General features: G+C 55.7%; 10 protein-coding genes and 1 pseudogene. 9 read left to right on the plus strand and 2 right to left on the minus strand.

The genetic code is table 11. The features are described 5' to 3' along the window. Positions 1–145 (minus strand): LacI family DNA-binding transcriptional regulator (locus tag ACW5W8_RS22820; RefSeq protein ID WP_498630646.1); only part of this gene is annotated, 145 nt, incomplete at its 3' end. A gap of 212 nt (positions 146–357) precedes the next feature. Between ACW5W8_RS22820 and ACW5W8_RS22825 the strand changes: the two genes are divergently transcribed. The 6 genes from ACW5W8_RS22825 to ACW5W8_RS22850 all read left to right on the plus strand — a co-directional run bounded on the left by ACW5W8_RS22825 (position 358) and on the right by ACW5W8_RS22850 (position 5,970). Next, positions 358–2,124, plus strand: a complete 1,767-nt coding sequence (locus tag ACW5W8_RS22825; RefSeq protein WP_498630631.1) for a class I mannose-6-phosphate isomerase — start codon at positions 358–360, stop codon at positions 2,122–2,124. A 5-nt stretch (positions 2,125–2,129) separates the two neighbouring features. Further along, the gene (locus ACW5W8_RS22830) at positions 2,130–2,561 is read left to right on the plus strand and encodes a PTS sugar transporter subunit IIA (protein WP_498630633.1); all 432 of its coding nucleotides are present in this window, start codon (positions 2,130–2,132) and stop codon (positions 2,559–2,561) included. A gap of 6 nt (positions 2,562–2,567) precedes the next feature. After that, on the plus strand, positions 2,568–3,065 hold the full coding sequence (locus ACW5W8_RS22835; RefSeq protein WP_421278487.1) for a PTS sugar transporter subunit IIB: 498 nt from the start codon (positions 2,568–2,570) through the stop codon (positions 3,063–3,065). A gap of 15 nt (positions 3,066–3,080) precedes the next feature. After that, a complete protein-coding gene (locus tag ACW5W8_RS22840; RefSeq protein ID WP_498630635.1) occupies positions 3,081–3,884 on the plus strand; it encodes a PTS mannose/fructose/sorbose/N-acetylgalactosamine transporter subunit IIC in 804 nt (267 codons plus the stop codon). Further along, positions 3,884–4,732, plus strand: a complete 849-nt coding sequence (locus ACW5W8_RS22845) for a PTS system mannose/fructose/sorbose family transporter subunit IID (RefSeq protein WP_431362443.1) — start codon at positions 3,884–3,886, stop codon at positions 4,730–4,732. The genes ACW5W8_RS22840 and ACW5W8_RS22845 overlap by 1 nt, the downstream gene beginning before the upstream one ends. A gap of 74 nt (positions 4,733–4,806) precedes the next feature. Beyond that, positions 4,807–5,970: an AGE family epimerase/isomerase gene (locus tag ACW5W8_RS22850; RefSeq protein ID WP_498630638.1), complete on the plus strand. Its 1,164-nt coding sequence runs from the start codon at positions 4,807–4,809 to the stop codon at positions 5,968–5,970. Positions 5,971–6,280: 310 nt separating this feature from the next. On the opposite strand, the pseudogene ACW5W8_RS22855 reads toward ACW5W8_RS22850, so the two are convergent. Continuing rightward, positions 6,281–6,576: pseudogene (locus tag ACW5W8_RS22855) on the minus strand (helix-turn-helix transcriptional regulator); the annotation flags it as partial. A gap of 318 nt (positions 6,577–6,894) precedes the next feature. Here ACW5W8_RS22855 and ACW5W8_RS22860 point away from each other — a divergent pair. Genes ACW5W8_RS22860 through ACW5W8_RS22870 form a run of 3 tightly spaced genes read left to right on the plus strand, consistent with a single transcriptional unit; the run spans position 6,895 to position 10,525 of the window. Further along, entirely contained in the window at positions 6,895–7,632 is a 738-nt protein-coding gene (locus tag ACW5W8_RS22860; protein WP_498630640.1) for a DeoR/GlpR family DNA-binding transcription regulator, read from the plus strand. 40 nt (positions 7,633–7,672) lie between these two features. Continuing rightward, positions 7,673–8,992 (plus strand): L-fucose:H+ symporter permease, encoded by a 1,320-nt coding sequence (fucP, locus tag ACW5W8_RS22865; protein ID WP_498630642.1) that lies wholly within the window; start codon positions 7,673–7,675, stop codon positions 8,990–8,992. 9 nt (positions 8,993–9,001) lie between these two features. Then, a complete protein-coding gene (locus ACW5W8_RS22870; RefSeq protein WP_498630644.1) occupies positions 9,002–10,525 on the plus strand; it encodes an L-fucose isomerase in 1,524 nt (507 codons plus the stop codon). The last annotated feature ends 18 nt before the right edge of the window (positions 10,526–10,543 follow it).

A 10,543-nucleotide genomic window follows, 5' to 3' on the forward strand; every position in this document is an offset into this window, starting at 1 on the left:
AGACATAGCCGAGCTCATCGATCGCCTTGAGTACCCGCTGGCGGGTATGTTCCGAAATCCGTCCCTTGTTGCGCAGGGTCATGGAGACGGTCGCGGTAGATACCCCCAGGTGGCGGGCAATATCGGCAACGGTCACATTGCTCATGAGGTGTCTCCTGTCATGGTAATGAGGGTAAGGGTATATCGATTAACCTTGCTGATTGATTTGGCATTAATAAAAGTGAGTCATTGGTCACAAATAACCCGCCAAGTGGTGAGCGAACAGTCGATTCTTTGAGGTTAATCTTGTTTATCAGGTTGGGGTTAATGGGTTAATCGATTTATCTTTCTTGCAGATATCAGCGAGAGAGCAGGCCAATGATTCATTCGAGTTATGTATCCAATTACGACAAGTATCCCGAAATTGCGGTTGCCGGATATGAAGATGCCGCCTGTGCGGGGTGGGACGCGATTGCCCGGCACCTGCTGGCCAAAGTGAACGGGCAGGACAGGGCGAAAGTGGTGCTGGTGATCGACTGCTACCACGGCGTGGATCAGGTTGAGCTGCGCACTCAGCTGTTGGAGGAACTTGGGCCCCACACGCTCATCGATGTGGAGCAGGCGCGTCTGCCCGAGCCCACCGTGCTGGATATGCTTGAACGCTTCATCACCGACGATCGGGTATTTGGCGTGATGGCCCCCCACAAGATGGTGGAGTTTTTTGACCCAGCTGCGTTAGCCCACCTGCAACGGCAGGTCGCTGAGATCACCAAGGGGCTGGTGGTGGTGATGGGCAGCGGCGCCTCACTGGTGACGCAAGGGGATGTGCGGGTCTACGCCGACCTGGCTCGTTGGGAGATCCAGCAGCGTCTGCGCCGTAAAGAGATTGGCAACTGGGGCGCGGATAACACGGAAGAGGACATTCTGCGCCGCTACAAACGCGCCTTCTTTATCGAGTGGCGGGTGTTTGATCGTCACAAGGTGGCGCAATTACCGACCATTGACTTCTTGCTCGATACCAATATCAAGGGCAAACCGACACTGGTGACGGGAGTGGCACTGCATGCCGCACTGCATCAGGCGGCGCGCCAACCGTTTCGCGTCGTCCCTTTCTTTGACCCCGGTGTGTGGGGCGGTCAGTGGATGAAGCAAGTGTGTGATCTCGACCCGGCGCCTGCCAACTATGCCTGGTGTTTTGACTGTGTGCCTGAGGAGAACAGCCTCTATCTCCGGTTTGGTTCGGTCCGGGTCGAGATCCCTTCGCAAAACCTGGTGCTCTGTGAGCCCAGGCCGCTGCTGGGTGAGCGGGTTCACGCCCGTTTTGGCGCCGAGTTCCCCATCCGCTTCGATTTCCTCGATACGGTGGAGGGGCAGCACCTCAGTCTGCAGGTGCATCCGCTGACCGAATATATCCAGCAGGAGTTCGGCATGCACTACACCCAGGACGAGAGCTACTACATGCTCGATGCGGCTCCCGATGCCTACGTCTATCTCGGCACTCGCAATAGCACTGTTCCGCAAGAGATGCTGGCGGAGCTGGCGGCCGCCCAGCGCGGTGAGAAGCCCTTCGACGACGAGCGCTTCATCAACCGCTTCCCGGCCCGCAAGCATGACCACTTTTTGATCCCAGCCGGGACTGTGCACTGTTCGGGGGCGGGGGCCATGGTGCTCGAGATCAGTGCCACCCCCTACATCTTCACCTTCAAGTTGTGGGACTGGGGTCGGGTCGGGCTCGACGGTATCCCGCGCCCCATCCATCTGGAACATGGCAGCAAGGTGATCCAGTGGGATCGGGATACCGACTGGACCGAGCGAAATCTGGTCAATTGCATTGAGCCCATAGCCGAAGGGGAAGGGTGGCGTGAAGAGCGCACCGGTCTGCACGAGCGGGAATTTATCGAGACCCGTCGCCATTGGTTCAGCGTGCCGGTAGAGCACGATACCGGCGGCACCGTGCAGGTGCTCAACCTGATAGAGGGTCGGGAGGCAACGGTAGAAAGCCCGGACAACGCCTTCGCCCCCTTCGTGGTGCACTACGCCGAGACCTTTATCGTGCCGGCGTCGGTGGGCCGATACCGCATCCGCCCGAGTGGCGAGAGTGAAGGGCAGACCATTGCCACCATCAAAGCCTTTGTGAGGGGGTAACCGAGATGCTGAGGATCCTTATCGCAACCCATGGTTCACTGGCGCCGGCCCTGCTGGCCAGCGCCAATATGGTCTACGGCGAGATGCCTGCCATGGCGACCGTCTCTCTCACGGAAGAGGGAGGTATCGAGGCCTTTCGTGCCGAGTTTGAACAGACCCTGCGCCGCCATGGCGCAGGGGCTGACGGGATATTGGTGCTGTGCGACATGGAGTGTGGCACTCCCTATAACGTGGCGTGCCGCTTCGCGTTCGACCCCGCATGGCCACAGCCGGTTGCCATTGTGACCGGCGTCAATTTCCCCATGTTGCTGATGAGCGCCGACTGGTTGGCAGCAACGGATGTGCACGAGGCTGCCCGTCAGCTACTGGCACAGGCACTGGAATCCATGGTGATCGCCGCACCGGCGGTGACAAATCCGCAAGATGACAACTTCTAGGAGAGCATGATGGCCATTTCATTTGTACGGATTGACGACCGGGTGATCCACGGTCAGCTGGTGACCCGCTGGGCCAGAGAGCTTCCTTGTGACGGCATCGTTGCGATCGATGATGAGGTGGCGGCCGATCCGCTGCTCTCTCAGGTGATGACGGGGGCCGTGTCGGACACCAAGGTGTGGCTGTTTGATGTGGCGACCGCCATTGCCAAGTTGCCCAAGGTGATTGCCAGTGACAAACGCTACTTCGTGATTGGCAAGTCGCCGGTCACCCTGCAGCGCCTCTGCGCAGCCGGGATCTCCCTTGATAATCTCAACGGCAAAATCAACGTCGGTCCCATGAGTGCCAGAGAGCACACCACGACCATCGGGCCCAATCAATCGGTGACCGCGCAGGAGATCGCAGCCTTTGATTACCTGACAACGCTGGGTCATGAGATCGATTTTCGACTGGTACCGGATGCCAGTCATTACAGCTGGGCAGATGCCCAGAAAAAGCTGAAATAAGGGGAGGAGGGCATCATGTTTTTTGAAGCAACACTCATCGGGATACTCTGTTATCTCGGTGCCCTCAGCAGCCCCTGGCTGCTGGGCTTGACCGGTGGCTGGTACACCATTACCCGCCCGCTGGTTTCGGGCATGTTGGTCGGTGCCATTCTGGGGGATATCCAGACCGGGATCCTGATCGGGGTGGCGGTGCAAGCGGTCTACATCGCCATGGTGACGCCGGGCGGTTCCATGCCGGCGGATCTCAACTTCGTCGCCTTTCCGGCCATTGCGCTGGGCATCATGTCGGGCAAGGAGCCGTCGGTTGCCGTGGCGATTGCCGCCACCATCGGCATCGCCGGGACCATCCTCTTCAACTTCATGATGGTGTTCAACTCCTACTGGAACCACAGGGCCGATGTGGCGCTGGAGCAGGGCGATGAACAGGGGGTTTACCTCAACAGCGCCATCTTCCCGCAGGCCAGCAACTTCGTGCTGCGCTTCGTGCCGACCTTCATTGCCGTCTATTTTGGCAACCAGTACATCGAAGGCTTCATGAACAGCCTGCCGGAGCTGGTGATCCGTACCATGACGGTGGTGGGCGGCATTCTGCCTGCGGTCGGCATTGCCATCTTGCTCAAGCAGATCATCAAGCAGAACAGCATGCTGATCTACTTCCTGGTGGGTTTTGTCGGCATCGTTTTTCTCAAGCTCAACATGGTGGGGCTGGTGATGATTGGGGCCCTGCTGGCGCTCATTCACTACAACTACAAGCCGGAACCACGCCCTGCAGTCGCTGCCCGTGCTGCCACCCAAACCGATGATGAGGATGAATTCTGATGAATACAGAGCTGCAATCAGGGGAACTGGCGGCCAAGCAGCCGGTTGCTCTTACCTCACGGGATCTGCGTGCCTGCTGGCGTTCGTGGATGATGTACAACCTCTCCTCCATGAGCTTCGAGCGTCTCGAATCGTTCGGCTTTTGCCTTGGTATGATGCCGGCGCTCAAGAAGCTTTATCCCGGCAAGGCTGAACGGATGGAGGCGATGAAACGCCATGCCTCCTTCTACAACACCGAGCCCCAGATCGGCGCCATTATCAACGGGTTGGCAGTCGGGCTTGAAGAGAAGCGGGCCAATGGCGAGAAGATCGACGGTGAGACCATCAACACCCTCAAGGTCGGCCTGATGGGCCCCATCGCTGGCATCGGTGATTCCATGATCCCCGGTATGCTGGTGCCCATTTTGCTCAGTATCGGTATGGCGCTGGCGGCAGGGGGGAGTGTGCTGGGGCCGCTGTTTTACATCATCAGCTTCAACGCCATCGCCATTACTGGCTCCTACATGTTGTTTATGAAGGGCTACAAGCTGGGCACTGGTTCGGTGGAGTCTCTGGTCAGTTCCGAGTCGGCCAAGCTGCGCGAGGCGCTCTCCCTGCTCGGAGTCTTTGTGATGGGCGGGGTGGCGGCCAGTTATGTCAACCTCTCCACCGGGCTCGATTTTGTCACCTCGGACGGGGTCAATATTCAGGTTCAGAGCATGCTGGATGGCATCTTCCCCAAACTGATGCCGCTGCTGGTGGTGCTGGGTACCTGGTATCTGATGGCCAAGCGCAACGTCTCGCCGGTCAAAGCGATGCTGGGGCTGCTGGTACTGGCCTTTGTTGGGGTCGCCATCGGTCTGTTCTGATGGGGTCAAAGCCATATGGCCAACAATGGGAGAGCCTGGCTCTCCCTTTTTATCGCCGTTGCGAGAGGTAATTTATGCATATCGAGGTGACTGAGGCCGCACAGCGTTGCCATCGCTGGCTGGTTTCCGAGGCGCTGCCCCTTTGGGGCGTGCAGGGGGTTGACCCCGAGCGTGGATTGTTTGCCGAGGGATTGGGTAGTGCTGGCCGGCCTTTGTGGCAGCCGACCCGTTTTCGGGTACAGAGCCGCCAGATCTATGTGTTCAGCCACGCCACCCTGCTGGGGTGGTACGACGGGCGCACCCTTGCCGAGCGCTCTGCGCTGGTCGGTATGGGGCATTTTGACGATGGGGCTGGGCATAGCGTTTTCTCCATTAATCGGGATGGTTCGATTGCTGACGCATCAGTCTGCAGCTATGAATACGCGTTTGCCCTGCTGGCGGAGTGCTGGCTCTATCGTTTGAGTGGCGATCCACGCTGGCAACAACAGGCCGAGTCGCGCTATCACTCCATTGAGCAACTCTTTGCGGACCCGCTGCACGGCGGATTTCACTCCAGTTGGCCGCCTGCCGCACTGCGTAGCCAGAATCCCCATATGCATCTGTTCGAGGCGCTGCTGGTGGCGGCAGACAGCTTTGATGATGTGATATGGCAGCAACGGGCAACCGCGCTGTATCGGTTGTTTCGTCAGCGTTTTCTGGAGCCCGGTTTACTGCGCGAGTTTTTCGACGACGCGCTGTTGGCGCGTCATGCCGACTCCCGTCTCATCGACCCTGGCCATCACTACGAGTGGTGCTGGCTGCTGGCACGCTACCGGACTCTTGCCCGCAGCTGGGAAATTCGGCCAACCAGCACCGAGATTGACGAGGCAATCGGGATATTGACCCGCTTTGCCATCCGCCATGGTCACGGGCAAACCGGGCTGGTGCTCGATGAGCTGACCGATGATGGGAAACCCTATCGCGATACCAGCCGGCTCTGGTGCCAGACCGAACATTTGAAAGCACTCTTGGCGACCTATGAGCAGCAGGGGGATGAGGCTACCGCCTGTCAGATCCGCGAGGTGGTTGCGCGGATCTTCCACTACTACCTGTTGCCCGCACAGCCCGGACAGTGGATTGACCAAGTGAATAGCGAGGGGAAGCCGTTGACCTCTCATGCGCCAGCCAGTACGTTTTATCATCTGTTTGTGGCGTTTAGCGAACTGGCACGGGTCGCGGAGGTAGGTACTGGGAAGTAGGATAGCGCATGGAAGGTGCTTAGAAATCCAGCGGAAACCTGACGTCGACATTATTACTATTCGCAAGCAGCTGTAGTTGCTGCTTTGAGTTACGACACCATACATGGTTTTACTGCCCAGCCAACCATATGGCGAGAGTTCATGTCGAGTAGCGCCGTCAGGAAATGCGTCCTTTCTTGAGTGCAAATGCAGGTAATGTCAGTCCCCCAGAAAATGTTGTACCAGTCGTATCGGGAGGTGCTGAAAGCGAACCTCTTTTTAACTCATTGGTGAAGTCCACGCCATAGGTGTTCAGTCTGGGCACTCATTGTTATGCTGAAACTACCGACTGCTGAGCTTTGAGCCAACATCTAGGGCTTACTCCGAACTCTTGCTCGAACGCCCGACTGAACGCGACGCTACCACTGTATCCAGCACCCAGTGCAACCTGAGTAATTGACCCCCCGCCAACAGTTGCTGGCATGCCAACAACATCCGCCATTGGGTCAAGTAGCCTAAGGGCGATAACTCTGTTTGAGCCTGGAAGTGGGCAGCAAAGCGGGCTCGGGACATCTCGGCTTCCTGTGCTAATGTCGCCACCGTCCACCCTTCTTCTGAACGTAAATGGTGACGGACCTTCTCTTTTCCACCTTTTTTTCATTTCTTGATACCTCTGCTCGATTAAGCGCTCTGCCCGCTGTGAGCCAATTCAATATTCTGCATTTGAAAGTTGCCTGATTATGGGGTTTTTCTATGGAATCGGGCAAGGCTAGTTTTCAATCAATCTTTTTATTTTCAATAACATAGGTATTCATCTTCTGTGCCTTTGTGCCCGTTTTGACTGGGCTGCACCCGTTTCACAACCGGTAAAGTCTGCGCCAGATCACATATATATCAAGAGCCATCCCCCTATAATCAACGCACCCTAACAAGCCAAGGCTAATTATGTTGTCACCTCGTGTTGTTGATATGGAAAAATATATTGTTCAGGCTGGTTCAGTCACAGTTAAGGAGCTTTCAGATCGTTTTTCTGTATCATTGGAAACAATACGGCGTGACTTGCAGGAATTGGAATCCAATGGCTCCGTAAAAAGAGTGCATGGTGGAGCTATATCCCTTGATAATGCCGATGCTGGATTGGCATTTAATAAACGTAAACATGAACGCTCGATAGAAAAAAAGTTGATTGCCTATAAAGCGTTGGCACTGATTAAACCAGGTGACATGATTATGCTCGATGCCAGCTCAACGTGTTGGTATCTGGCTGAGGCGTTACCGGATATATCATTAACAGTGATCACCAATTCTTTCCGAAATGTGTTGAGCCTGGCAGTCAAGAAAAACATCAAAACCATCGCCATCGGCGGTGAGTACTCAGAAAAATATGCAGCTTTTGTAGGTACCATTGCCAGTGGCAATATCAGCCAGTACCGGGTGGATACGTTGTTTTTATCCTGCTCGGCATACAGTACCAGCAGCGGTGTCTGGGAAAATAACGAGATTAATGCCTCAACCAAGAAAGTGATGCTGGCTTCCGCGAAGCAGAAGGTATTGCTAGCAGATTCTCATAAAGAAAATCGTTCCGGAATTGTCAGGATCTGTCAATTTAGTGACCTGGATGTAGTCCTGACAGAAAAAAACGAAAGTAATGTAAGGCAGTTAAACAGATACAACAAAAAATAGAACCTCATATCCTACGCAATAAAAACATGGAGTTTACATTATGGCTAATACATCCCAAGCCGCTGTTTGTGAAAACAGTCGCGATGATATCGTGCCCGAAAGCACGGGTATATCTCATCAGGTGGTACCTAGGAGTATCTTGATACCGTTCATACTGCTGACCAGTTGTTTTGCTCTATGGGGATTGGCAAATAACATGACGGATGTTTTGATTGCACAATTCAAAAAGGTATTTACCTTGACGGATATGCAATCTGGCTTGGTGCAAACCGCTTTTTATGGCGCCTATTTTTGTCTCGCACTGCCTGCCGCGCTCTTTATTAAACGGTTCAGTTACAAGGCTGGAGTATTATTAGGGCTAGGATTATTTTGCACTGGCGCACTGATGTTCTACCCAGCCAGTCAGATAATGACTTATGGCCCCTTCCTGGCGTCCCTTTTTGTGCTAGCTGGCGGACTGTCGATTCTGGAAACCAGCGCCAACCCCTACATCATCGCGATGGGTCCACAAGAGACAGCCACTCGCCGTTTGAATCTCGCGCAATCGTTTAACCCCATTGGTTCCATTACCGGGGTGCTGATCGGCAAATTCTATATTCTCTCGCAACTCAATCCGGCCACCGATGCCGAACGAGCACTGATGTCAGCCGACGAGCTTGGCCAAATTCAAACCGGTGAACTGGCGGCGGTGATGGGGCCTTATGTTGTGGTAGCACTGGTGATCGTGGCTGTCTGGCTAGCTATCGCTTTTACCCGCATGCCTGTTGCCCATGATACCAATAGCAACGGACTGGACCTCAAAGGTAGCTTCGCACGGCTGTTCGCCAAGGGATATTTTGTGCGCGGGGTATTGGGGCAGTTCTTCTATGTGGGGGCCCAGATCGGCTGCTGGTCTTACACCATCCGCTATGTCATGACAGAAGTCGGCGGCAATGAAGCCGATGCCTCTACCTATCTGCTGGCCTCCATCGTGATCTTCTCTGCATGCCGCTTCGTCTGCACCGCGCTGATGAAGTTTATTTCGCCCGCCAAGTTGCTTGGGCTGTTGGCCGCTGGCGCAGTGCTTTGCCTGCTGGTGGTGATGATGGTTGGCGGTATGGCCGGTGTCTACGGCCTGATTGGAGTGTCGGCTTGTATGTCGCTGATGTTCCCCACCATTTTTGGCCTCTCGGTACATGGTCTTGGCAAGGACACCCAATTTGGTGGCAGCTGTCTCATCATGGCCATCCTGGGGGGCGCAGTCTTGACCGCCATCATGGGGCAAATCTCGGACATGGCCGGCATCCGCATGGCCTTCATCATTCCGCTTATCGGTTTTATCTACCTCATCCACTTCGGTTTCAAAGGCCACAAGGCATAAGGATCAGACATGAACAAGTTAATTGGCGCATTACCTACTATCGGCATTCGTCCCACCATTGATGGTCGTCGCATGGGGGTACGTGAATCCCTTGAAGAGCAGACCATGACTATGGCTCGCATGACGGCTGATTTCCTCAGCGAGCATCTGCGCCATCCTAGTGGTGAGCGTGTCAGCTGCGTCATTGCCGACAGCACCATCGGTGGCATGGCAGAGTCTGCGGCCTGTGAAGAGCAGTTCAAGGCGCATAATGTTGGCCTCACCATTACGGTGACCCCTTGCTGGTGTTATGGCAGCGAGACCATTGATATGGATCCGTTCCGCCCGAAAGCCATCTGGGGTTTCAACGGCACCGAGCGACCGGGTGCTGTTTATCTGGCGGCGGCATTGGCCGGTCATAACCAGAAGGGGCTCCCCGCTTTCTCCATCTATGGTCAGGATGTACAGGACGCGGATTGCAAAACCATCCCGCAAGATGTGCAGGAGAAGTTGTTGCGCTTTGCCCGCGCCGGTCTGGTCGTCGCGACGCTGCGGGGCAAGAGCTATCTCTCCCTCGGTGGCGTCTCCATGGGGATTGCCGGCTCTATCGTTGATCACACCTTCTTTGAAGAGTTTTTCGGCATGAAGGTGCAGGCAGTCGATATGACTGAACTGCGTCGCCGGATGGACAAGGGTATCTATGACCCGCAGGAGCTGGACCTCGCCATGGAATGGGCTGGCCAGCACTTCAATGAAGGGCCGGATCTCAACCCGCCGGAGCGGCAGAGTTCCCCGCAGCAGAAGAAGGGCGTATTGCGCGAAAGCCTGCTGATGGCGATCTGCATGCGCGACATGATGCAGGGCAATACCCGATTGGCCGAACTGGGCTTTGGTGAAGAGGCGCTGGGCTATAACGCGATTGTGGGTGGCTTCCAGGGTCAGCGTCACTGGACCGATCAATACCCCAACGGTGATACCGCGGAGACCTTGCTTAACAGCTCCTTCGATTGGAATTGTGCCCGCGCACCACTCATCATGGGTACCGAGAACGACAGCCTCAACGCCATGACCATGTTGCTGGGTTATGGCCTGACCGGCACAGCCCAGATCTTCTGTGACGTGCGCACCTACTGGTCACCGGATGCCGTTAAGCGCGTCACTGGCCATCAGCTCACAGGTGCCGCCGAGCACGGCATCATTCACATGATTAACTCCGGCTCTGCTGCGCTAGATGGCACTGGCCAGCAGAAAGATGCCAAAGGCATGCCCACCATCAAGCCTCATTGGGAAGTCACCCCTGAGGATATCAAGGCCTGCCTGGGGGCAACCCAGTGGTGCCCGGCCATCGATGAGTACTTCCGGGGCAGTGGTTTCTCCACCCGTTACCTGACCAAGGGTGGGATGCCGTTCACCATGAGCCGCATCAATCTGATCAAGGGGATCGGTCCAGTATTGCAGATTGCCGAGGGGTGGAGTGTCGAACTGAGGTGTCCTGACAAGATCGGACAGTCCCGGATCAAGCAGCCTGAGCAGTTCTCCAATACCTCTTGTTAAACTCCGCCGGGCTGACAT

This window comes from Aeromonas aquatilis (assembly GCF_054052405.1).